The sequence below is a fragment of the Microbacterium sp. FW305-3-2-15-F-LB2 genome, assembly GCF_058787255.1.
On the sequence record NZ_JBYSZO010000001.1, the window covers coordinates 3,360,627 to 3,383,960 of the forward strand.

Consider the following 23,334-nt stretch of genomic DNA (forward strand, 5'->3'; position numbering starts at 1 on the left):
CTTTCAGGCGCGCACGGCGTGCGCGAGGTGGGTGTCCAAGACGCGCCGAGCCTCGGCGGCATCCGTGATCATGCGCGAGCCCGCGGCCTCGGCGGCCGTGCGCTGGATCGCCTGCTCGGCGCGGATGATCTCGAACGGGCTCTGCCAGTGATTCCAGTGCCAGCCCTCGTACTCGCTCGAGACGGCGCCGCTGTACCCGTTGTCGACGAGCAGCGTGATGAGATCGGCGACGGGCACCGAGGGTTCTTGACCGTTCTCGTCGATCCCGAAGAACTTGCCGTGCACGTGGCGCACCCAGGGCATGATCTCGAGCCAGTCGTCGACCCGGGCCGGGCCGAAGAGTCCGGTGCCGTTGATGCCGAAATCGATACCGAGGTCGGGGCGGCCGAACTGGTGCGAGAGCCCGATGAACCGGCCGAAGCGCTGACCGTGGTCGGCTTGATCGGCGGGCGGACCCTGCTCGTAGTACTCGTCCCAGAGGGCGACGACGGCGGCGAGCAGCTCCTCGGACGCGCCGCGGCGGCGGTACGCCTCGAGGAGCGACGGCGCGAAGCCGGTCACCGTGGCGCCCCAGTCCATCGTGAAGCCGAGGAAGGGCGAGCCGACCTTCTCGTAGCGGTCGCGGAGGGCGAGGATGCGCGGGTGCGAGGCGTACTGGTCGGCGTGGACCTCGAGCGCGAGCGTGACGCCGTACTCCTCGGCGATGGGCGCGAGCGCCTCCATCGAGTCGGGGGTCAGCGAGATCTGCACGCGCGCGATCGGGAAGCCGAGCTTTGCCGCCGCCGCGATCTGTTTGCGCATGTACGCGATGAGCTCGTCCTGATCCATGAGCTTGTCGGGACGCAGACCGATGTCGGCGTTGACCGCGAGCGACGTACGGACGAGGCCGACCTCGTCGATCAGATCGGAGAAGCGGCCGGCGAAGTGGTCGTCGATCTCGGGGAATCCGCGGAAGCTCGAGAACCCGATGATCTCCAGGCCCGGCCCGAAGCCCTCGGCCGCGGTCTTGCGGATGAGCTGGTCGAGGTCGTACTCGCGTCCGTGGAACGCGCGGGTGAAGCTGTACAGCGTGACTCCCTGGAGGGGCGTGCCCTTCTGCGCGGTCATGCGAAGGCCTCCTCGGCCGTGCGGACGGACATCGTCTTCGTGTCGTGCTCCTCGATGTGGAGCACCTGGTCGTCGGCGATGATGATGTACGGGATGTAGAGCTCGAGATCGACGCGCACGTCGTGCTCGCCCTCCGCGGCCAGCGCCAGGTCACCCGAGAGCACGGCCGAGTCGGTGGGGAACCACCACTCCCGGGTGTTCGTCTTCATCTCGGCGAAGGTGAACTCCTCACCGTTCATCTGCCAGCGCAGCGACTCGGCCGGAGCCTCGACGCCGTCGATCGTGAGCTTCGCCGCCGAGATGCAGGATGCCGGGAGCGCCCGGTACCAGGGCAGGCGGACTTCGACCGCCGCGCGTCCGTCGTGGGCGCTCAGCGTGCCCTGTTCGATGATGCGATCCGGGATCACCGGGACCTCCTCGTCGGTGCGACCGAAGCCGCAGACTTCTTTGTCTTGATTTCTACAGTCTATTGTCGGATTCCTGCATAAGCAAGGAATCAGACGAGGGATGCCGCGATCCCGCGGGCCCCGCGGACGGCCAGCGCCACGGACGTCAGCGTCGGATTGCACGCGGTCGCGGTGGGGATGACGCCGTTGCCCGCGACGAACAGCCCCGGCACGCCCCAGACCTGGCTGCCGGTGTCGCACACGCTCGTCCCGTCGTCAGCGACACCCATGCGCGTCGAGCCCTGGTAGTGCAGCGACGACCCGAGCGGGAGCGTGAACGGGCGGTCACCGACCGGGTCGCCGATCGCGTCGGCCAGCCGCGTGATCTCTTCGCGTGCCCGTTCGATCACCTCCCGATCACGATCGGTGAGGGTGTAGTGGATGCGGGGAGCCGGCATCCCGTATCCGTCGAGGTGCTCGTCGTCGAACTCGACCCGGTCGTCGGACTGCAGGTCCTTCGCGCAGAACAGCCCGAGACCGACGATCGACCCGGGGATGACAGGGTCGTCATCGGCAAGCGCGATGGGCGAGGCGTCGAGCTGCATGATCTGCCCGTGGAACGGGACGGCGTCGGTGAACGGAACCCAGCTGACGCCGCTGTACTCGGCGAGCCCCGTCGTCGGAGCGTCGTCCCCGAGGGGTGCGACGTCACGCAGCCGCGACGCGTACACCACCTGGGCCTGGTCGTTGAGGTAGCGGCCGAGGGCGGCGGGGCGCACGCCCGATGCCCACAGCAGCTGCGGCGTGCGCAGTGCGTCGGCGGCCACGACGACCGCCCGCGCCGCGATCTCGTGCTCCTGGCCCGACCGCAGGTCGCGCACGACGACGCCCGCCGCGCGCCCGTCGGCGAGCACCACGGAGGTCACGAGCGACTCGTCGATCAGCGAGAAGTTCGGGTTCTCGCGCGTGACGTCGCCGAGAACCACGTCCGACCCCGACCAGACGAGGCGCCCGTCGTCGCGTCGGTGCACGGCCAGCGGCATCCGCTGCACCTTCGTCGCCTCCGTGCGGTCGGCGTCCACCGCGGCCGCCAGGCGTTCGCGGACGATCCCCCCGAACGGGGCGGAGTCGAACGCGTTCCGCGTGACTCCGAGCAGACGCTCGGCCTCGAGGAGGAGTTCGTCCATGTCGGGGAGGAAGTCGATGCGCTCGCTCTCGTTCGGCCACGGGCACGCGCCGGTCCAGTGCGCGGCCATGCCGCCGACGTTGCTCGACATCGCCACGACCGGCAGGCCGTCCTCGCCGTCGAAGGCGTAGCCCTCGTCGAGCAGGAACGTTCCGGGGCGTGCGCCGCGCACCCCCGCTTTGGCCTCACCCGGGCTCGCGACCTTGGTCCCGCGCTCCCCCGGACCCTCCGACGCGGCCTGCGCGCGAACGCGCTCGGCGGGGTCGGCGATGTTCTTCACGTGGGCGCCGGGCGGATCCGACACGGTCGGGCCCACCTCGAACATGGCGATCGAGAGGCCGGGTGCACGCTCCGACAGCACGCGCGCGTAGGCCGCCCCGGTCGGACCGCTGCCGACGATGACCACATCGACGGATGCCGGGTACTCCCGCGCGCTCATGCCGCGCCCGCGATCTGCACGACGTGGGCGACGGATGCCTCCGACGCGGTGGTCGGGTAGTACTCCAGGCCGACCGGCCCGTCGTAGCCGCTGGTGCGCAGCAGGCGGAAACGTTCGGCCCAGTCGAGGTCGCCCGTACCCGGCTCACCACGACCGGGGGCGTCGGCGAGCTGCACGTACTTGATGAGGTCGCCGGCGTTCGCGAGCTCCGCCTCCATGTCCTCGCCCTCGACGGCCGAGTGGTAGATGTCGTAGAGGACACCGAACTGCGGGGAATCCACGCCGCGCGCGACGTAGACGGCCTCCGCCGTGCGGTCGAGCAGGGAACCCGGGTGGTCCACGCGGACGTTCACGGGCTCCAAGACGAGGGTGACGCCCGAGCCGGCGATCTGGGCGATCGCCTTCTGGTAGATCTCGACGAGCTTGTCGAGCTGAACCTGACGCTTCCACCCGCCGAAGCCCGTGCCGCTGCCGACGACGATGCGGGGGCAGCGGAGGTCCTGCGCGATCGCGACGCCCTCGTCGAGCTTGCGGTAGAACTCCGAGTGGTCCCACGGCGGGATCATGAACTGCGTGCGGGGCTCGGCCAGCTGAGCCGTGAGCTGCGTGCCGGTCTCTTCGAGCGCGGCCTTGAGGGCCGGGAGGTCCTTCGGCGTCGCCGGAGCGTCCGCGCCGGTCGGACCCCACATCTCCACGGCGTCGAAGCCCGCGGCGGCCGCCGCGCGTACACGGTCGTGGTAGTCGCCGGCCTCGGTGAAGAGGAGTTCGATGTTGGGAGCGAGCTGGTACATGGGGTCCTTTCGTTGTGCGGGCGCGACGACCGATGGATGCCGGGTGTCCTGGCATCCACGGGGACGCGTCTCAGCCCTTGAGGCCGCCGGCGAAGCCCTGGATGAAGCGCTTCTGGGCGAAGAGGTAGAAGGCGAGGATCGGCACCATCGAGACGATGACGATCGCGAAGATCTGGTTCCAGGCCGACACGAGGGAGCCGATGTAGTAGTACATGGCGACCGGGAGCGTCTGGTTGGCCGAGCCGCCCAGGAAGATCAGCGACGTGAAGAAGTCGTTCCACACGATGAGGCCGGCGAGGATCGCGACGGTGCCGGTGGCGGGCGACATCAGAGGGAGAACGATGCGGAAGAAGATCTGCGTGCGGCTGGCCCCGTCGATGGTCGCGGCCTCCTCGTATTCGGTTCCGAGGCCCCGGAAGAACCCGGCGTAGAGGAAGATCGCGAGCGGCAGCAGCATCCCGGTGTAGAGGATGATCATGCCCCAGGCCGAGCCGGTGAGCCCGAGCGATCGAGCCCCGATGTACAGCGGCACGGTGCCCAGCTGCGTGGGCAGCACGATCGCGACGAGGAAGAGGTAGTACACCGCGCGGCTCCAGCGGCGGGTGCTGCGGGCGATGACGTACCCGGTGAGCGATCCGAGCAGCACCATCAGCACGATGCTGCCGGCGGTGATCACGATGCTGTTGACTAGGCCCAGGACGACGTTCGAATTGCCGGTCGCGGTCAGCACCTTCACGAAGTTCCCGAAGTCCGGAGCCGCCGGGGGCGCCAGGGTCGACGACGTGATCACCTCACGGTCGGACTTCAGCGCCGTCGTGATGAGGAAGTAGAACGGCAGGAGGAACACCAGCGCCAGGAGCCAGAAGCCGAATTCGCGGAGCGCGGTGAGCTTGGTGTAGCGGAACATGTCAGGACTCCTCGGAGCGGCCGGCGGTCACGCGCTGCTGCACGACGGCGAAGACCAGGATGATGAGGGTGAGCAGGAGCGCGAGCGCTGCGCCGTAGCCGAAGTTGCCGAGGGCGAAGGACTGCTTGTACACCTGGGTGGCCAGGGTCTCGGTGGCCGCGGCGGGTCCGCCGCCGGTGAGGGCCATGATCTGGTCGAAGACCCGCAGGCCGTTGACGAGGCCAAGTGTCGTGGCGATCGCCACCGCGGGGCGGATGGAGGGCAGCGTCACGTGCCAGAAGCGTTGCCAGAGGTTCGCTCCGTCGATGGCGGCGGCCTCCTCGATCTCGACCGGCACGGCGGCGAGGCCTGCCATGTAGATGACCATCGCGAAGCCGATGTTCTGCCACACCAGCACGACGAGGACGGTCCAGATCGCCCAGGTCGGGTCGGCCACCCAGGCACGGGCGATGTTGCCGAGACCCACCCCCCGCAGCGCGAGGTTGAGCGGACCGTTGTAGTCGAAGATGAACTTCCAGATGTACGAGGTGGCCAGGGGGCTCAGCACCACCGGCATGAAGAAGAGGGTCCGCAGGACGTAGCGGGACTTCAGGCCGCGGTTGAGGCCGAGGGCGAAGGCCAGACCCAGGATGTTGCTGAGGATCACCGAGCCGAAGGCCAGGAACAGCGTGTTCCCCAGGGCACCGAGCTTGGTGGGGTCCTGGAAGATCTTGACGAAGTTGTCGAGGCCGATGAGCTCGAAGGCACCGATACCGGTCCAGTTGGTGAAGGCGAAGAACCCGCCGATGCTCGTGGCGACGTAGTGGATGCCGATGACGAAGAGGATGCCGGGGAGGGCCCACCACCAGTACCCGAACTTCAGCAGTCCGGGCCGTCGCGGAGCCGGGGCCCGGCGCCGTCCACGGCGCGGCAGGACCACCCGCTCGGTCTCGGTCCGAGCCGCATCGCTCGGTCGAAGGGTTGTGCTCATGACGTCCTCGTCTCCGTGGGGATGGGTGCGGCTCCGCCGCCCGGGACCTCTCGGGGTCCCGGGCGGCGGAGGAGGTCAGTTGCCCCAGGCGGCGTCCATGCTCTGGAGCACCTGGTCGATGGTCGTCTGACCGGTCAGCAGTCCCTGGCCGCCGACCTGCAGCGCCTCGTAGACCGAGGGGTTGGGCCAGATGTTGTTCGGCAGCGGCGTGTACTGCTTGTTCTTCAGCAGATCGGCCACGGGCGCGTAGATCGTGCCGGTGAGGTCGAGCTTGTCGAAGGCCGACACGGGCAGCTCGCCGGAGAGCTCGTAGTAGCGCTGCTGCTGATCGGGCTCCGCCATCCACTCGAGGAAGTCCTGCGCGGCCTCCTTGTTCTTGGCCTTGGCGTTGATCGACAGCGTGTAGTTGGAGCTCCCGAGCACCATCGGCTTGCCGCTCTTGGCGGGGAAGGGCTCGACGGCGAACTCGGCCTCGGCGGGCGCGGCCTTGGAGATCTCGACCGCGGCACCCGACGGGATGAAGCTGCCCACCGAGGTTCCCTGGGCGAGGCCGTTCGTGATGGCGTCGAAGCCGCCGCCCTCGGCGCCGGGCTGGAAGCAGCCGGCGTCCTTCAGGTCGATGAACGTCTGGAGGGTGTCCTTCCAGCCCTGGCTCTCGGCGAAGGTGACCTTGCCGTCGGCGCGCTGCTGGTTCCAGTCGGGCGTTGCCGAATACACGCGGGTCGCCGAGATGCCCTGGATGGTCAGACCGACGTTCGGGCCGGCGGCACCGGCGAGGGCGAGGAGCGACGCACCCTGGCCCTGCAGCGACGAGCACGCCGCGGTCAACTCGCTCATGGTGGTCGGGAAGTCGGTCAGGCCCTTCATCTTCGCCGTACCGAGGCTCGCGACGACCGCGCCGATCGTGAAGTCGAGGGGCTGGCCGTAGACCTTGTCGTCGACGGTGTAGACCGACTCGCTGCCGGGGATGATGAGGCTCTTCGCGGTGTCGCCGAGGGGCTCGAGGAATCCGGCCTCCGCGAGCGGGATGATGCCGCGGGCGTCGCCCGACCCCGGAGTGGTCTGGATGACGTCGGAGGCGTTCCCGGCCTGCAGCTGCGTGCGGATCGTCTCGCCGTACTTGTCGTTCGGCGTGGGGTTGGTGGTGATGGTCACACCCTCGTGCTGCTCCTGATACTCCTTGGCGAGGGTTTCGTACGGGCTCTCGAGGTTGTTGGAGGTCGCGAACGTGAAGGTGAACGACTTCCCGTCCCCCGAACCGGAGTCGCCGGAGGTGGAGCCGGAGCATCCGGCGAGGACGAGGGCTGCTGCAGTGGGAAGAGCGAAAAGACCAACGAGCCGCGTGACGCGACGGCGGGATTGGGTCATGGCCAGCCTTTCTGACGACGTTGTCGGCGGCCCCTTCGGTGGAGCGCCTGTGCTGTGTTCCTCAGTATCAAGTGGATGCGCCGAAAAAGCACATAAGTCTTGCGGATAGAGCACATAAGACCCGCCGGAGCGATGGCATCCATCCCCGCGATGCGAGGGGTGCGGCGCATAGACCCCGTGGATACACTGGCGGGACGCATATCCGAGCGAAGGATCACATCGTGGTGACCGATCATGCGACGCTGTCGCGCCTCGACCTCAACCTGCTCATCGCGCTGGACGCGCTGCTCACCGAGCGCAGCGTCACACGCGCGGCCGACCGGCTCCACCTCAGTCAGCCGGCGTTGAGCGCCTCGCTCGCTCGGCTGCGCACGCACTTCAACGACCAGATCCTCGCCCGACGCGGGAACACGTACGAGCTCACGCCGTTCGCGGTGCGCCTGACCGATCACACGAGCACGGCCCTCGAGGCCGCCCGCCGGGTTTTCGAGAGCCAGGCGTCGTGGTCGCCCGCCGAGTCCACGCGCGAATTCTCCATCTACGGCTCCGACTACGGATTCGTCACCGTGGGCACCGTCGTCTCCCAGCTCGCCGCCGAACAGGCCCCCGGGGTGCGGTTCCGGTACATGTTGCACAACCCGGGCATCGTCGAGGATGCCGCCAACCGCCTGCGCTCCGCCGACGGCATGGTCATCCCGCACGGCCCGGTCTCGGAGCTGCCGTACCTCGATCTGTGGCAGGACGACTGGCTGGCGGTCGTCGCCGACGACAACGACGAGGTGGGCGAATCGCTCACGATGGAGAACCTCGCCGACATGCCGTGGGTCCTCACGTTCCAGTCGCGCTCGGCCTTCACCTCCGCGGCGCGTCAGATCCAGCAGCTCGGGGTCGAACCGCACATCGAAGTGGTCCTGGAGAGCTTCCTCTCGGTGGGCCACTTCGTCAGCGGCACCCGTCGCGTCGGGCTCGTGCAGTCGGCGCTCGCCCCGCACCTGCTGCGCATCGGCGGCATCCGCGTCGTGCCCCTCCCCTTCGCCGCCACGCCCATTGTGAGCGCCCTGTGGTGGCATCCCTCGCACAACCGCGATCCCGAACACGAGTGGATGCGAGGCCTCTTCGCCGAAGCCGGCCGCCGGATCGCCGCGGGGCACGCGCCGCACTGAACAGCTGCTTCGCATCAGCGACAGTGATGGACGGCATCGGGATGCCACGGCGCCCATCGGTGCTCATCCCCGGTGTCCGAGCGCTACTTTCAAAATCAGAACCAACGTCCTGATTCTGCAAATCGTGCGTTCGTTCATCATCTCGACGCCCGCTCAGTGAGGAGCACACCATGGCAGAACCGTTGCGCATCCTGATCGTCGGCGCCGGGATCGGGGGCCTGAGCACGGCCTCCGCCCTGGCCCGCATCGGCGCGACCGTCGACGTCATCGACGACAAGCCCGAGATCAGCGTCGCCGGCGTCGGTTTCGGGCTGCGCATCAACGGCCTGCGCGCCGTGCGCGACATCGGCCTGCTGGAGGACGTTCTCGAGATCGGCCATCCCGCGCCGGGGATCGACAACTACGACGCCGACGGCAACTTCCTCAGCGCCATGAGCTACGGCACGCGAGACGAGGGCCTTCCCGGGTGTGTGACGATGTCGCGGATCGCTTTTCTGGAGATCGCCGCGCGGCACGCCCGCGAGCACGGCTCCACCTTCCGGATGAGCACGACCGTCGCGGCGATCGCGCAGGACGACGACAAGGCAACCGTCACCTTCAGCACCGGCGACCAGGTCGACTACGACCTGGTGCTCGGCTTCGACGGCCTCCACTCGCAGATCCGCCGCGAGTACTTCGGTGAGAAGTACGCTCCCCGCCCGGTCGGTGGGGTCGCGTGGCGCGCGGGGCTCCCCAACCGCCGCAAGATCATGCAGCCCATCATCTGCCAGGGCTACGGCGGCAAGATCATGCTCACGCCGCTGTCGGAAGACACGATGTACATGGTGCTCACCGTGGCCGAGGAGGGGCGCCCCCGCTACGACGCGAGCAGGATGGCGGAGATCATGCACGATCGCGCGGTCTCCCTCACGCGCGGATCGGAGTTCCTGGCCGACGCGCTGGCAGACGTGCGTCACGCCGAGAACGTCGCCTACACGCCCTACTCGACCGTGTGGGTGCCATACCCCTGGTTCCGTGGCCGCGTCATGATCCTGGGCGACGCCGCGCACACCATGACGCCGTACCTCGGGTCGGGGGCCGCCATGAGCATCGAAGACGGCGTCGTTCTCGCGCAGGAGCTCGCGAAGGATCCGTCCCTGCTCGATGCGCAGCTGAACTTCATGAAGCGCCGCCTTCCGCGCGTGCGCGCCGTCCTCGATCGCTCGATCGAGTCGATGCTCGAGGAGTTCGATTCCGTCACCGACGAGACGTACCGCGCGCGCATCGATCACCTCCGCCACGACGAGCCGATCGCGAACGAGTACGCGAACCGCCTCCTGCGGATGCCCTACTGACCCGTCGAGGAGACGCACGTGTCGCACACTTCCGCCACCACCCGCACCCTTGTCGTGGATGCCGCCCGCGAAAGCGCCTTCCGACCGCTGAACGGCGTCGGCGGCGTACCCGGACCTGTGGACGGCTACCCGGACTTCCCCGACATGACGCCGCTGTGGCGCGAGGCGGGGGTGACGGTCGTCCGCTCGTTCGACTGGGTCTCCCGACTCGACACGAGGGACAACCCCACAAGCCTGTTCCCCGACTGGAGCGCGGACGTCGACGACCCCGCGAGCTACAACTTCGCGGCCACCGACCAGTGGGTCGAGGCGGTGCACGCCATCGGCGCCGAGGTGATGTTCACGGTCGCCAGCTCGATCCCGAAGAACAAGCTCCCCACTGAGGACCTCGAGGTCTACGGGCGCGTCGTCGAGCACATCGTCCGCCACTACTCGCAAGGGTGGGCCGGCGGGCCCGCGAAACCCGTCCGCATCTACGAGTTCGGCGATCAGCCCGACTTCGGCCCCCTGCACTTCGCCGGGCGGCCCGAGGAGTTCTACGCCATGTACCGCGCGTTCTGCGAGGCGGTTTCCCGGGTGGATGCCAGCCTGACGGTCGGTGGACCGTCCCTCGCCTTCTCGCTCGAAGCGGGCTCTGCGTACCGCGAGGGTTTCCTCGAGTTCGTGCGCGAGAACGACCTCCCCCTGCACTTCTTCTCGTTCCTCTGGTTCACCGACGGAACCCGCGATCCGCTCGACTACCGCTACGTGTCGCGCGAGCTGCGGGAGGTTCTCGATCGGCACGGGTTCACCGACACCGACCTGACGCTCAGCTACTGGAACTACCTCGCGGTTCCGAGTAGCTCTGCGCCGGCTGGGGAGAAGGGCGCATTCCAGGCCGCCACGGCGATCTCCTTGCAGGACACGGTCATCGACCACGCCTTCTTCTTCCGCGCCGACAGCGGACGCGACCCGCATTACGGGTTCGTCGACCCGGGTGGCGTGGGCGACGTGGACGGCAACCCGGACGAGCGTTCCCACGCGCTGGTTCTGGCCGGCCGCGCACTCACCGGGCGGCGCCTCGCCGTCTCGGGCGGCGACGAATCGGGCCTCGCCTGCGCCGCCGGCCGCGACGGCGACACCGTGCGCATCCTGGTGGCGAACTACGTCGCGCCCGACAGTGCCCTCGCCCCCCGCGAGGAGGATCGCTTCACCTTCCGCATCCCCATCGGCGAGCAGCGGATCGAGCTGGGACTGACGCTGCCGCCTCAGCGGAGCGAGCTGGCATCCGCGGGAGTGGAGTCGGTTCGCGTCGAGGTGCGCAACCTTCCGTGGACGGATGCCACCGTCCACGCCACGATCGCGTCCCTAGACGGTGTGGTCGAGGGGCCGCGCCCGGTGCCGGTGTCGGCGGCGGGTACCCTCCAGCTAGACATCGCCCTGTCGGCCCAGTCGGTCTTCCTCGTGGAGCTCACGGCCTGACGGCGGGAGCGACGGGATGAGAGCGATGGGGGGACGACCGACCGTGAACGGGATGTCGGAGCCCAAGCAGCAGCGCAGCCGCGACTCGTTCGCAAAGGTGCGCGCCGCCGTCCTCGAGCTCCTGCACGAGCGTGGCACGGGCCAGTTCTCGCTCGCCGAGGTCAGCGCGAAGGCCGAGGTCTCGATCGGCTCGATCTACGGCCGGGTCGCCAGCAAGGTCGAGCTGCTGAGGGTGATCCAGGGTCAGGAGTTCGATCGCCTCGACGTCGAGACCGAGGAGCGCGTGGGCGCCGCCGGAGTCGGAGCCGCGAGCTTCGCGCGCGCGACGGCCGAGATCGTCACGGTGTACGCCGAGATCCTGCGGGAGAACCGCGACCTTCTCTCCCCGTTCTTCCTCCTGGGAGTGGAGGATGCCGAGATCCTCGACCGCGGTCGGCACTCCGGCGATGCCGGGCAGGCGGTCTTCCTCCGGGCGCTGCTCGCGGCCGCCGAGGAACACGGCGTCGACCTCACGCGGGAGCGGGCCGACTGGGCGTTCGAGATCTTCTACAGCCTGTGCGTGCGCTACCTCGGCCTCGGCGTCACGGCGACCGCGAGCCCGCACGACGCCTACGCCTGGCCCGACCTGCTCGAGCGCCTCTCGCGAACGGTGTACCTCACGGTGTCGTCGGACTGACCCGGCGAGCAGTCCTTCATCGGGCTTGTCGCCCTGTCACTCGCCGATACGAGTCCAGGTGGCGGAGCGGCCCGCGCCGTCCGATTGCACACTCCCGGCGACGCGGAGCTGGTCCAAAACGAGACGGATCGTCTGGTCGCTGACGCCCGGCAAGGCCGCGCGGATGTCCGCGATACGGAACGTCGCGGGGGCATGATTCGTGACGTAGTCGCGGACGCGATCCTGCTTGCTACCGGTCGACCGGTTCGCGGCAGTGATGGCAGCGAATCGGTCGTAGGAGTCGTGCAAGACGGTGACGAAGTAACGCAGCCATGGCCACGGGTCGTGGTCACCCGTGTGCCAACCATGGGTCGAGGCCAACAGACCGGCGTAATAGGCATCGGCCGTCTGGGCGATTCGGTCCTCGAGTGAGATATATCGCGTGACGTCGTAGTCCGCGTGTTGGAGCAGGGCATTCGTGATGGCTCTCGTGATGCGCCCGTTGCCGTCGTCGAACGGATGGATGGTGAGCAGGTCGAGAACGAACAGACCGGTGAGCAGGATCGGGTGATGCCGATCGGCGTCCATCGCCCCGTTGTAGCGGGCGATGAGCTCGTCGAGGTGGGACAGTGTCTCGGTCGGCGCCACGGGAGTGAAACGTGTGGTTGTGCTGCCGTCCGCGTTGCGGTCGACGACGAGGTTCGCGGTGGTCTTGAACGCACCGCCTGGTATGTCCGTATACCGGAAGAGCAGGCGGTGCAAGTGCAGGAGGAGGCCGACGTTCAGCGGACGCCACGACTCCTGGTACAGATAATCCAGCGCCTCTCGGTAGCCTGCGAGTTCTTGCTCGCTGCGGTCGCGCAAGCCGGTGACCTCGCCGCCGAGGATGGCAGCAGCTCTCACTTTGTCCGCGACCACCACACCTTCTATCGCGGAGGATGCCTCGATGCTGGCGACGCGTGCCCGCTCAGCGAGTGAAGTGAGGAGCGCGGGGAGCTTGTCCCGAAACAGCGCTTCACTCCCCCGCCCGGTATCGACCGCGCGGAGTGAGGCGACAACATCGAAGGGCACGGATCCGATGAAGTGGTCGAGGTCTACGAACGATCTCATCGCGCCCTCAATCCACTAAAAGTACTATTTCTACCTTCATATTAGTAGGTTTAGGAGCTTCTTGAGAGATGCGTCGGTCGCGCGCCTCACGCATGCGTCCGGGAGCGGGCGAGGTTACCCCGCCGGCACCGCCCGCATCGACGCGCGGATCAGGTCGTGCTGGCGCCGGACGAGCAGCAGCGGGTCGACTTCGCCGAGCTCGGCGAAGGCGTGGCCCTCCCATTCGCTCGACCAGAAGCCGCGGTAGCCGCCCTCGACGAACACGCGCACGAGCTCCGGGTAGTCGATTGCCGGCTCCTGACCCTGCGCGTCGATGTCGTAGAACTTCGCGTGCACGTGCAAGATCTGCGGCATGATGTCGGCCCACTCGCGCGGGTCCACGTGGCCGTGCATATTGAAGGCCAGGTGCGCGAACGATCCCAGGCGGCCCGGATCGAAGTCCCGGCCGCGCAGGTAGCCGAGGAACTCCTGCTGTCGCGCTTGCATGGTGGCATCCGTCGCCCAGATCTCCTGCAACCTCGTCACCGCCGCGTCGTCGAGACCGGCACGCCGCACGGCACGCAGCAGTGTCGGCGACATCGCGTGCATCGTCGACGAGAAGTCGGCGACGAAGCCCAGCAGCGGCGAGTCGAGCTCGGCGTACGTCTCGCGCACGCGCAGGATCGGTTCGGCGTTCGGGCCCATCGGCGCGTGGATCTCATACGCGAGTTTCAGCTTGAGCTCTTCGGCGATCGGCAGGAGCCGGCGCAGCAACTCGGGCTTGGCCGACTGGATGCGCACGAGCGGGAAGCCGAGCTTCTTCGCCCCCTCGAGCATCAGCTTCGAGAACGCGAACTCCTCGTCGGGGGTCATATCGCGGTCGCGCCGGCGACCCATGTCGAGGTTCGCGCCGAACGAACTCTCCACGAACCCGTGCCGGTCGAACGCCGCGCGCCACGTGCGCACGAAGTCGTCCCCGACCACCGGATAGGTCGGCACCATCTGGGATGCCACGATCTCGATGCCGGGACCGATCCCGAGCTCCGCGACGCGGTCGAGCAGGCCGTCGAAGTCGTACCACCCGGCGCGGAACTCCGCGCTCGCCGAGTAGAGCGTCAGACCGAGGCGGAACGGGTCGTCGTCGGTCGCGGGCGGCGGCGGCGCCACCTCGTGCACGAGCGACGGGGGCGCGGCATCCGTGTCGACGACCGCGAGGGTCTTCACATCGTGCACGACGTTCGGCACGTACATGCCGGGCCCGCCGTCCTGGCCGGGCGCGATCTGCATGTACGGCAGGCGCAGCTCGCCGTGCAGCACGACGTCGTGGGTCTCGCCGACCGCGACGGGCTCGGCTCGTCGGGCCACGAGCAGCGGGTGCTGCTGCAGGAACCACAGCGTCTCGCTCTGCTCCGGGAGTTCATCGAGGCGGTACGACGCGTCGCCGAAGTCGACGCGGAGGTCATCGGCATCCACCCGTTCCCCGTCGACGGAGAGCTCGAGCGTCGTCACGGACGAGAGCCAGAGGCTGCGATACCAGGGGATCGTGAGCCGCAGCGCGAGTCCGTCGGGGTGGGGGCGGAGGCTGTCGTCGTGGAGGAGTCCGTTGGGCATGGCGCGCCTCACAGCCGGTCCGCGATCTGGCGGATCAGCGAGTGCTGTCGCCGCACCTGCTCGATCGAGCGCCACGGTTCGCGCTCGCCCTCGTACTCGCTGGAGAGATACCCGGTGTACCCGGCGTCCTTCAGCGCGCGGAGCACCGGCTCCCACGGGATCTGCTTGTCGTCGAGCTCTTCGTCGATGTCGTGGAACTTCGCCTGGATGAACACGACGTTCTCGATGACGTCGAACACGTCGTTGGGGTCGACGTGGATGCCGTCGAGGAACGCCGGCCGCTGCCCCGGCAGCTCGCCGGGCTTGAGCGGGATGGGGCGGTCCTGGAAGATCCCCGTGTCCAGCAGCAGCCCGAAGTGCTTCGTGCCGGTGCGGCGGATGAGAGCGATGTAGTCGTCGACGACCTCGTGCTTGATGGGAGTGGGCGAGTGGATCTCGGGGCAGATGATGACGTCGAGCTCTTCCGCGAGCGGGAGGGATGCCTCGACGGCCTCGGTCCAGATCGGGTGCGGGATGAGGTCGCTCGACACCACGCCGATCTTGGGCCGGACGAACCGGAACCCGAGGCGCTTCGCCAGCCGCAGGTCGCGTTGGAGAGCTGCCGCGCCCTCCTCGACCGTCATGTCGCGGGCGTGCGGGCCGCTGGAGTGCAGGCGCGTGTCGATCCACGAGCCGTAGTTCGTCGGCTCGAGGCCATACTTCTGCAGCAGCGCGAACCACTGGTCGACCCACTCGTCCGAGGGGTTCGGGTAGTTCGGGATGTGTGCTTCGCCGAGGATCTCGAGTCCCGTCGCGCCGATGTCGGCGATAGACGCCATCGCGGTCTCGAGGTCCATGACCGTGCCGAAGTCGGTCATGTAGCTGTAGAGCGAGACGCCGTACTGGAAGGGGGCTCCGGATGCCTCGGGCGCGAGCGTAACGTCCTTGGTGACGCGGTAGGTGCTCGGCTGGTGCTCCTGGGGGATGTACGACATGCGCAGCCGCAGCTCGATCGACAGCGGGTGCACGCCGTCGGGCAGGCCGCCCGGCAGTGGCACGGTGATGATCGCGGCGTCTTCGAGCGGCCAACGCACCCCGTCGCCGTCCCACAGCTCGGCGAGCGTGTACTGCCTCCCCTGGAGGGTCCACAGCGGCACGTCGGGCGCGACATCGACCAGCCCGGGGATGCTCACGCCGATGCCGTCGATGAGGGATGCCGCCATGCCGCGATAGGACGGCATCCGGACACGGAACTGGAAGCCGGTGATCTCGTCGCCGTCGCGGACGTTACGGAATCCGACGGACTGGATGAGGTCTCGCTCGAGAAGCATCGTCGCTCCCTCTCTCTGGGGTTCGCTTCGACGCTACCGCCCTTATGCCTCTTTCAGACATAAGGGCTTCTGATCCTCGGTATCAGCTCCGCGGTTCCGCAAACACTTCGGTCGCGATGCGAAACGCCGTGTTCGCGGCGGGGACGCCCGAATAGATCGCGGACTGCAGGATCACCTCGCGGATCTCGTCGACGGTCAGGCCGTTGCGCAGAGCCGCGCGCAGGTGCATCGCGAGCTCCTCGTGGTGTCCGTGCGCGATCAGCGAGCTCAGCACCGCCACCGACCGCGACCGGCGGTCGAGACCCGGCCGCGACCACACATCGCCCCACGCCACGCGCGTGATGAAGTCCTGCCAGTCCGCCGTGAGGTCCGTCGTCGCCGCGGTCGCGCGGTCGACGTGCGCGTCCGACAGCACCTCGCGGCGCACCGCCATGCCCTGGTCGTAGCGTTCGCCGTCGGTCAGTCCGGTTCCGTCGGGGCGGGTCATCGGGTCTCCTCGGGGGATGCGAAGAACGAGCGGAGGAGGGATGCCACGGCCTCCGGCTGTTCCGCGGGCGGCAGGTGTCCGGCGTCGTCGACGCGCGCCGTGCGCCCACGGACCACGCCTCCGGCGATCTCGATCGCCTTCTCTTCGGGTGCGACGGCATCGAAAGCGCCCCACGCGGCGAGCACGGGGACCTCGACCCTGCCCAGGGACGAGCGCACGTCGTAGGCCCCGAGCGCCTCGCAGCAGCGGGCGTAGCTCTCGTCGTCGGCATCCTGCAGCACGTGCAGGAGGCGCCCACTGAGCTCGGGGCGACGAGCCATCGACTCGGGGGCGAACCAGCGCTGCGCAGAGCCGATGATCAGGCTCGAGGTGCTCTGTGCCCGCGCCTGCGCGGCCCGATCGGCCCACGACGCCGGGTCGCCGAGCACGGCCCCGGATGCCACGATCGCCGCCGCCCGCAGCCGAGTCCCGTGCCGGAGCGCGAGCTCCAGGCCCGTCGCGCCACCGAGCGACACCCCGGCGTAGAAGAACGTCTCGTCGGGGACGGCCGCGGCCACGGCATCCGCGAGGTCGGCGACGGTGAACGGCCCGGTCGCCACCGGCCCCGCGCCGTGCCCGGGGAGGTCCCAGGCCGAGACGCGGTAGTCGTCGGCGAGCAGCGGCACGACGTCGTCCCACAGGATCGTCGAGGTGCCGAGCGAGGGACCGAGCACGACGAGGGGTGCGTCCGCGGGTCCGACGGGGGCGGTCAGCGCGATCATCGGGGGTCCTCCGTTCGTGCCAGGCGCGGCGCGAGCCCGACGTATCCCGCCGGGTCGAGCAGCGCATCGAGATCGAGGTCGCGGGTCTCGGGCAGCGCCCGCAGCGCTTCGGCGAGATCGCCCTCCCCGCCGACGAGCGCCGCGAAGCGGTCCGCCCCGATCAGCGGGACGAGCACGCCCCGCAAGCGCTCGCTGACGATCCGGCCGCCCGTGAGCGCGACGTTGCGCGCCGCGGCATCCGCGTCGATCCGGAGGTGGGCCGCGAGCGACGACGCGTGCCACGACGCCCCCAGGGCGAGGCGCAGGAGTTCGCGCAGCGTCGGCCATTCGGCGTGCCAAGCGCCGTCGGGGCGCTCGTCGACGGCCAGAGCGGATGCCAGGTGCAACGTCGCGGCGAGCTGCGGCGCGCGCAGCGCCGCCGACCGGATGAGCACGGCCTCGGCGGGGTTCTGCTTCTGCGGCATGGCCGACGAACCGCCGCCCGTGCCCTCGGCGACCTCCCCGATCTCGGTGCGGCTGAGGGTCGCGACGTCGGCCGCGACCTTCCCGACCGTATCGATCGCCTGTGTGAGGGCGTCGCCTAGCTCGGTCACCGGCCAGCGCATGACGTGCCACGGGGCGTCGGGCACATCGAGTCCCGCGGCCCGCGCGTAGGCGGCGGGCAGCGCGGCGGCGGCATCCACCGATCCCGTGATCTCGACGAACGACGCGAGCGTTCCGCCGGCACCGGCGAGCTGCGCGGGGAAGACGAGGGCGTCGAGCCGGTCGACGGCGCGACGGATGCCACGCTCCCACGCCGCCACCCGGGCACCGACCGTGGTGGGGACCGCGTGCTGCGTGAGGGTGCGAGCCGCAGCGACGGTGCCGGCGTGCGCCTCGGCTTGCGCGCGCAGCCACTGTGCGGCGTGCGTGAGCGAGGCACGCACCTGCTCCACCGCGGTACGGGCGACGATCATCGTCGCGGTGTCGAGGATGTCCTGACTCGTCGCTCCGCGGTGGATCCACGGGGCGGACTCCGCCGGGACGCGAGCCTTCAGCTCGCCGACGAGCGGGATCACCGGGTTGCCGCCGGACACCGCCGCAGCCGCGAGGGCGTCGAGGTCGATGCCGAGCGACGGCGAGCCGTACTTCTCATCGATGCCGAACGCGTGGTCGACGGCGACCGCGACCTCTCGAGGTGCGATGCCCCCATCGGCGTAGGCGGCGACGAGCGCGCACTCCGCGCGCACGAGCGCGTCGAGGTACGCGCGATCCGAGACGAGGATGTCGTGACCGACGGTCGCGGGCGAGAGCAGGCCCGCGTCGAGGGGGTCAGAAGGCAAGGAAGACCGTCTCCTTCTCGCCCTGCAGTCGGATGTCGTGGTGGAGGTGTCCGTCGGGCGTACGCGTCGCCACGAGGCTAGCGCGCTCGTCCGCATCGAGCGAGGACAGCAGCGGGTCGGCGGCGAGCGCCGCGTCGTCGCCGGGGACGTAGATGCGGGTGTGCAGCTTGTTCGGCAGCCCGCGGGCGAAGACGATCGCGGCGAAGAACCCGGGCCGGCCGTCCGACCCGCCGGGCGTGCGCGTCCAGAACTCGTAGTGCCCTTCGTCGTTCGTGAAGGCGCGCCCGAAGCCGGTGAACGTGTGGTCGTCTCGCCGGAACGCGCCGCGCGCGCGAGACACCGAACCGTCGGCATCCGCCCCGAAGATCTCGACGAGCGCGTCGGGGATGGGGGCTCCCGCGCCGTCGAACACGGTGCCCGAGAGCACGATCGCCCCGGGCGAGTGGGGGAAGGCGACCTCGTGCTGCTTCGGGAATTCCAGCCCGTAGGCGAAGAACGGGCCGACGGTCTGGCCGGGGGTGGGGCGGTGGGTCTTCGGGGGGATCATGCGTCGCCCTCCTGCTCGAAGTAGGTCTGGTCGGGGCCGTCGACGACGATGTCGAAGCGGTAGCCGGTGGCCCATTCCGGTGAGGTGAGGTCGTGGTCGTAGACGCCGACGAGGGCGTCGCGGTCCTTCTGCCGGTGGATGCTGTTGTAGATCGGGTCGAGCGCGAACAGCGGGTCGCCGGGGAAGTACATCTGCGTCACAAGACGCTGCGTGAAGGACGTGCCGAACACCGAGAAGTGGATGTGGGCCGGCCGCCAGGCGTTGCGGTGGTTCTTCCACGGGTAGGGGCCGGGCTTGATCGTCGTGAAGGCGTACTCCCCCGCGTCGTTCGTGATCGCGCGTCCCGCGCCCGTGAAGTTCGGGTCGAGCGGGGCGGGGTGCTGGTCGCGCTGGTGGATGTAGCGTCCGGCGGAGTTGGCCTGCCAGATCTCGATGAGCTGGTTCGCCAACGGACGGCCCCACGAGTCGAGCAGCCGGCCGCGCACCGTCATGCGCTCGCCGAGCGGCTCGCCGGCGTGCTGCAGCGTGAGGTCGGATTCGATCGCGGCGACATCGCGCTGCCCGAACGCGGGCGAGAACAGCTCGATGGTCTCGGGGTCGACGAGCTTCGGGTTCTTCGTGGGGTGGCGGAGCACGCTCGACCGGTACGCGGGGAAGTCGTACGAGGTGGCCGGGAGCTTCTCGCCGGCGGCCTCGCGGGCATCGAGCGCGGCGTGCGCGGCCTGGATCTCTCGGGTGATCTCGTCCTGCGTCGCCTGGTCGGGGGCGGCCAGCAGCGACTCGGGAGCGGCGGCGGGGGTGCGGGTCATCGGGTCTCCTTCGACCGATCCATGTTCCGGCACGCGCCCGCTCGCACGCCAGCGTGTTCTCGCTGAATGGGAATCGTGGCATCCTGAGCCCATGGCCAACTCCCCCTCGGGCGATTCGGTGACCGATCGCCTGGTGCGCATCCTCGAGACCTTCACCCCCACGCGCACCGCCCAGACCACGGCGGAGATCGGCCGTCGCGCACAGCTGCCGAGCTCGTCGGCGCACCGGATCGTGAACGAGCTCGTGGATGCCGGGCTCCTCGAGCGCGACGACGAGCGGAGGGTCCGCGTCGGCATGCGGCTGTGGGAGCTGGCGACCCGCTCGTCGCACGCGCTCCGCCTGCGGCAGGCGGCTCTGCCGTTCATGGAGCGGGTGCAGGTGCGCGTACGCGAGCACACCCAGCTCGCGATCCTCGAACAGGACGAAGCGCTGTTCCTCGAGCGTCTGAGCGCACCGGACTCCGGCGCGAACATCACCCGCGTCGCCGGCCGACTGCCCCTGCACGCGTCGTCCTCGGGCCTCGTCCTGCTCGCGTTCGCTCCGCACGACCTGCGGGAGCGGGTTCTCGGCCACCCGCTCGTCGCCGTGACGCCGTCGACGATCGTCGACCCCGGGGTGCTCCGGCGGACGCTCGCCGAGATCCGCACGCTCGGCCACGTGATCGCGCCGGGGTACGTCGACGAGGTGTCGACGGGCGTCGCGGTTCCCGTGCGCGACGAGACCGGGGCCGTGATCGCCGCCCTTTCGGTGGTGCTGCCCCGCGACGCCGAGACGCAGTTCGCCCTCGGCGAGCTCCACCGCGCCGCCCGCGACACCGAGCGCGCGCTGGGCTACCGCCGCTGAGTCCCCCTTCCACCCCCGGAAGACGCGGAGGCGGAAGAACTCCGTTCAATGGGAATACGGGCGCAGGGCGACGGCATCCGCGCCAGCATCGGGCGGGTACCCGTCGAAGGAGACGCCATGACCACCACCGTCCGCACCCGTGTCGCGATCGTCGGCGCCGGACCCGCGGGACTCCTTCTGTCCCACCTGCTCGACGCCGCCGGCATCCCCTCGGTCGTCATCGACCAGCGCTCGCGCGATGAGATCGAGAGCACGATCCGCGCCGGCATCCTGGAGCAGGGCACCGTCGAACTGCTCGACACCCTCGGCGACGCCTCGCGTGTGCGCACCGTCGGTCACCGCCACGACGGCATCGAACTGCGATTCGCGGGCGAGGGGCACCGCATCGACTTCCCGGCGCTCGTCGGCCGGTCGGTCTGGCTCTACCCGCAGCACGAGGTGCTGAAGGATCTCATCGTCGCGCGGCTCGCGGCGGGCCAGGACCTGCGCTTCGGCGTCACGGCGGAGAGCGTCCAGGATGCCGAGACCGACCTGCCCCGTGTCATCGCCCGCGACGCCGAGGGTCAGCCGTTCGAGATCGAGGCCGAGTTCGTCGTCGGCTCCGACGGGTCGCGCAGCGTCGCCCGCGCCGCGGTGACCGGATCGAGCACGGGCGGCTACTTCCGCGAGTACCCGTTCGCGTGGTTCGGCATCCTATGCGAAGCGCCGCCGAGCTCCGACGAGCTCATCTACAGCAACTCTCCCGACGGCTTCGCGCTCGTCAGCCAGCGGTCGGCGACCGTGCAGCGGATGTACTTCCAGTGCGACCCCGAGACCGATACGGCGGCGTTCTCCGAGGCGCAGCTGTGGGACGAGCTGCAGAAGCGCGTCCCCGGCACGACCCTGAAAGAGGGGCCGATCTTCCAGCGCGACGTGCTGCGCTTCCGCAGCTTCGTCGCGCACGACCTGCGGCGCGGCCGCGTCGCGCTCGTCGGCGACGCCGCGCACACCGTCCCGCCCACGGGGGCGAAGGGCATGAACCTCGCGATCGCCGACGTGCGGCTGCTCGCCGACGCGCTGCGCGCTCTCCTGCTCGAGGACGACGCGCGCCCGCTCGAGACCTATCCCGAGCGGGCGCTGCACCGCATCTGGAAGGCGCAGCACTTCTCGTGGTGGATGACGAGCCTGCTGCATGTGGCCCCGGATGCCACCGACTTCGACCGCCGCCGCCAGCTCGGCGAGCTGCGGGCGGTCACCGAGTCCGAGCACGGCAAGGCGTACCTCGCCGAGGCGTACTGCGGCTGGCCGCTGGACTGAGCCCTACTTCCGGTCGGGGCGGAACGGACTCGGCACCACGGGGTGCGCGCCGGTATAGCCCTCGCGCTCGGCGGCGAGCTCGGCGATGAGCTTGCGTCGAGCGAACCAGCCGATCGTGATGAGCACGCTCGCGACGAGCGCGACGAGCGCCGTCGCGGGCGAGTCGACGAACACGAGCACGAGCACCACGACCAGGAACGCCAGCGTCAGGTAGCTGGTGTACGGCGCCCAGAACAGCCGGAAGGACGGGCGCACCAGCTCACCGCGGTCCGCCAGCTGCTTCAGGCGCATCTGGCACAGGATGATCGTGGCCCAGGTGACCAGGATGCCGACGGCCGCCACGTTCAGCACCGTCTCGAACGCGTCGCTCGGGGCCACGAAGTTGATGACCACGCCGAACAGCGCGACGAACGCCGTGATCGCGATACCGCCGTACGGTACGCCGGCCTTGTTCATCCGCGCGGCGAACTTCGGCGCCGACCCCGCGACCGCCATCGCGCGCAGGATGCGGCCGGTGGAGTACAGGCCCGCGTTGAGCGACGACAACGCCGCCGTCAGCACGACGAGGTTCATGATGACGTCGACGCCGGGGACGCCGATCGACGCGAAGAACGTCACGAACGGGCTCTCGTCCTTCGAGTACGCGGTGAAGGGCAGCAGCAGCGAGAGCAGCAGCACCGAGCCGACGTAGAACACCGCGACGCGGATGATGACCGAGTTGATCGCGCGGGGCATGACCTTCTCGGGGTTCTTCGTCTCGCCCGCGGCCGTCCCGATCAGTTCGATCGAGGCGTACGCGAACACCACGCCCTGCATCAGGATGATCGCGGGCAGGATGCCATTGGGGAAGAAACCGCCGTTGTCGGCGATGAGCGAGAACCCGACCGGGGCCCCCGTGGGGGTGCCGAAGACGACGAAGTAGATGCCCACCAGGAGGAACGCGACCAGGGCCGTGACCTTGATCAGCGCGAACCAGAACTCCAGTTCGCCGAAGACCTTGACCGACACGAGGTTCACCGCGAGGACGGTCACCAGCGCGGCCAGCGCCCACACCCACTGCGGGACGGCTCCGATCCACGGCACGTACTTGCCGAAGAAGTTCATGTACAACGCGGCCGCCGTGATGTCGACCATGGTCGTCGTCGCCCAGTTGATCCAGTAGAACCAGCCCGAGACGAAGGCCGCCTTCTCGCCGAAGAACTCGCGCGCATAGGACACGAACGACCCCGAGGTCGGGCGGTGGAGCACCAGCTCCCCGAGCGCGCGGAGGATGAAGAACGCGAAGAGGCCGCACACCGCGTAGGAGAGCACGATGGCGGGCCCCGCTTGGGCGAGGCGGCCGCCGGCTCCGAGGAACAGTCCCGTGCCGATGGCGCCGCCGATGGCGATCATCTGCACCTGACGCGAACTCAAGCGTTTGTGGTAGCCCTCGTCCTCCAGGTGGACGGTCGAGGTCGTGAGGGGCTCGGCCACGTTGCCGGAGCCCGAGGG

Annotated in this window: 22 protein-coding genes; 6 read left to right on the plus strand and 16 right to left on the minus strand. The window is 69.3% G+C overall.

The annotated features are described in order from the left end of the window. Window positions 1–3: 3 nt before the first annotated feature. From AC3WLZ_RS16185 to AC3WLZ_RS16215, 7 genes are all read right to left on the minus strand, one after another. Complete coding sequence (locus AC3WLZ_RS16185) at window positions 4–1,107, minus strand: sugar phosphate isomerase/epimerase family protein (RefSeq protein ID WP_412925948.1); 1,104 nt, start codon at window positions 1,105–1,107, stop codon at window positions 4–6. Further along, the gene (locus AC3WLZ_RS16190; protein WP_492470764.1) at window positions 1,104–1,514 is read right to left on the minus strand and encodes a C-glycoside deglycosidase beta subunit domain-containing protein; all 411 of its coding nucleotides are present in this window, start codon (window positions 1,512–1,514) and stop codon (window positions 1,104–1,106) included. Before AC3WLZ_RS16190 ends, AC3WLZ_RS16185 begins: the two co-directional genes overlap by 4 nt. 89 nt (window positions 1,515–1,603) lie before the next feature. Beyond that, window positions 1,604–3,118, minus strand: coding sequence for a c-glycoside 3-oxidase CarA (gene carA / locus AC3WLZ_RS16195; protein ID WP_492470765.1), 1,515 nt, complete (start codon window positions 3,116–3,118; stop codon window positions 1,604–1,606). Beyond that, window positions 3,115–3,909 (minus strand): TIM barrel protein, encoded by a 795-nt coding sequence (locus AC3WLZ_RS16200; RefSeq protein WP_492470766.1) that lies wholly within the window; start codon window positions 3,907–3,909, stop codon window positions 3,115–3,117. Before AC3WLZ_RS16200 ends, carA begins: the two co-directional genes overlap by 4 nt. A 70-nt stretch (window positions 3,910–3,979) precedes the next feature. Further along, complete coding sequence (locus tag AC3WLZ_RS16205) at window positions 3,980–4,816, minus strand: carbohydrate ABC transporter permease (protein WP_492470767.1); 837 nt, start codon at window positions 4,814–4,816, stop codon at window positions 3,980–3,982. 1 nt (window position 4,817) lies between these two features. Then, entirely contained in the window at window positions 4,818–5,786 is a 969-nt protein-coding gene (locus AC3WLZ_RS16210) for a carbohydrate ABC transporter permease (protein ID WP_412925953.1), read from the minus strand. Window positions 5,787–5,861: 75 nt separating this feature from the next. Beyond that, window positions 5,862–7,154 carry an extracellular solute-binding protein gene (locus AC3WLZ_RS16215; protein WP_412925954.1) on the minus strand — a complete coding sequence of 431 codons (1,293 nt, stop codon included), beginning with the start codon at window positions 7,152–7,154 and terminating at the stop codon, window positions 5,862–5,864. Window positions 7,155–7,378: 224 nt separating this feature from the next. On the opposite strand from AC3WLZ_RS16215, the gene AC3WLZ_RS16220 reads away from it, so the two are divergent. The 4 genes from AC3WLZ_RS16220 to AC3WLZ_RS16235 all read left to right on the plus strand — a co-directional run bounded on the left by AC3WLZ_RS16220 (window position 7,379) and on the right by AC3WLZ_RS16235 (window position 11,788). After that, window positions 7,379–8,317 carry a LysR family transcriptional regulator gene (locus AC3WLZ_RS16220; protein WP_412926184.1) on the plus strand — a complete coding sequence of 313 codons (939 nt, stop codon included), beginning with the start codon at window positions 7,379–7,381 and terminating at the stop codon, window positions 8,315–8,317. A 170-nt stretch (window positions 8,318–8,487) separates the two neighbouring features. After that, window positions 8,488–9,651, plus strand: a complete 1,164-nt coding sequence (locus AC3WLZ_RS16225) for an FAD-dependent monooxygenase (RefSeq protein WP_492470768.1) — start codon at window positions 8,488–8,490, stop codon at window positions 9,649–9,651. Between the two features lie 18 nt (window positions 9,652–9,669). Then, window positions 9,670–11,112 (plus strand): GH39 family glycosyl hydrolase, encoded by a 1,443-nt coding sequence (locus AC3WLZ_RS16230; protein ID WP_492470769.1) that lies wholly within the window; start codon window positions 9,670–9,672, stop codon window positions 11,110–11,112. 52 nt (window positions 11,113–11,164) lie between these two features. Next, window positions 11,165–11,788 (plus strand): TetR/AcrR family transcriptional regulator, encoded by a 624-nt coding sequence (locus AC3WLZ_RS16235; protein WP_412925957.1) that lies wholly within the window; start codon window positions 11,165–11,167, stop codon window positions 11,786–11,788. A 36-nt stretch (window positions 11,789–11,824) separates the two neighbouring features. On the opposite strand, the gene AC3WLZ_RS16240 is transcribed toward AC3WLZ_RS16235, so the two are convergent. From AC3WLZ_RS16240 to pcaH, 8 genes are all read right to left on the minus strand, one after another. Continuing rightward, a complete protein-coding gene (locus AC3WLZ_RS16240; RefSeq protein ID WP_492470770.1) occupies window positions 11,825–12,877 on the minus strand; it encodes a Fic family protein in 1,053 nt (350 codons plus the stop codon). 114 nt (window positions 12,878–12,991) lie between these two features. After that, entirely contained in the window at window positions 12,992–14,467 is a 1,476-nt protein-coding gene (locus tag AC3WLZ_RS16245; RefSeq protein ID WP_492470771.1) for a C-glycoside deglycosidase beta subunit domain-containing protein, read from the minus strand. Window positions 14,468–14,475: 8 nt separating this feature from the next. Next, a complete protein-coding gene (locus AC3WLZ_RS16250; protein ID WP_492470772.1) occupies window positions 14,476–15,777 on the minus strand; it encodes a C-glycoside deglycosidase beta subunit domain-containing protein in 1,302 nt (433 codons plus the stop codon). An 82-nt stretch (window positions 15,778–15,859) separates the two neighbouring features. After that, window positions 15,860–16,264, minus strand: a complete 405-nt coding sequence (gene pcaC, locus AC3WLZ_RS16255; protein WP_492470773.1) for a 4-carboxymuconolactone decarboxylase — start codon at window positions 16,262–16,264, stop codon at window positions 15,860–15,862. Next, window positions 16,261–17,025 carry an alpha/beta fold hydrolase gene (locus AC3WLZ_RS16260; RefSeq protein WP_492470774.1) on the minus strand — a complete coding sequence of 255 codons (765 nt, stop codon included), beginning with the start codon at window positions 17,023–17,025 and terminating at the stop codon, window positions 16,261–16,263. The genes pcaC and AC3WLZ_RS16260 overlap by 4 nt, the downstream gene beginning before the upstream one ends. Continuing rightward, window positions 17,022–18,347: a lyase family protein gene (locus AC3WLZ_RS16265; RefSeq protein WP_492470775.1), complete on the minus strand. Its 1,326-nt coding sequence runs from the start codon at window positions 18,345–18,347 to the stop codon at window positions 17,022–17,024. Before AC3WLZ_RS16265 ends, AC3WLZ_RS16260 begins: the two co-directional genes overlap by 4 nt. Further along, window positions 18,337–18,894, minus strand: a complete 558-nt coding sequence (gene pcaG / locus AC3WLZ_RS16270) for a protocatechuate 3,4-dioxygenase subunit alpha (protein WP_412925964.1) — start codon at window positions 18,892–18,894, stop codon at window positions 18,337–18,339. The genes AC3WLZ_RS16265 and pcaG overlap by 11 nt, the downstream gene beginning before the upstream one ends. Beyond that, window positions 18,891–19,703, minus strand: coding sequence for a protocatechuate 3,4-dioxygenase subunit beta (gene pcaH / locus AC3WLZ_RS16275; RefSeq protein WP_492470776.1), 813 nt, complete (start codon window positions 19,701–19,703; stop codon window positions 18,891–18,893). Before pcaH ends, pcaG begins: the two co-directional genes overlap by 4 nt. A 91-nt stretch (window positions 19,704–19,794) precedes the next feature. On the opposite strand from pcaH, the gene AC3WLZ_RS16280 reads away from it, so the two are divergent. Both AC3WLZ_RS16280 and AC3WLZ_RS16285 read left to right on the plus strand, forming a co-directional pair. Then, window positions 19,795–20,547: an IclR family transcriptional regulator gene (locus AC3WLZ_RS16280; RefSeq protein ID WP_492470777.1), complete on the plus strand. Its 753-nt coding sequence runs from the start codon at window positions 19,795–19,797 to the stop codon at window positions 20,545–20,547. Window positions 20,548–20,664: 117 nt separating this feature from the next. After that, a complete protein-coding gene (locus AC3WLZ_RS16285) occupies window positions 20,665–21,843 on the plus strand; it encodes a 4-hydroxybenzoate 3-monooxygenase (RefSeq protein ID WP_492470778.1) in 1,179 nt (392 codons plus the stop codon). A 3-nt stretch (window positions 21,844–21,846) separates the two neighbouring features. Here the strand turns inward: AC3WLZ_RS16285 and AC3WLZ_RS16290 are convergent, their stop codons facing one another. Further along, window positions 21,847–23,316, minus strand: coding sequence for an amino acid permease (locus tag AC3WLZ_RS16290; RefSeq protein ID WP_412926185.1), 1,470 nt, complete (start codon window positions 23,314–23,316; stop codon window positions 21,847–21,849). Window positions 23,317–23,334: the final 18 nt, after the last annotated feature.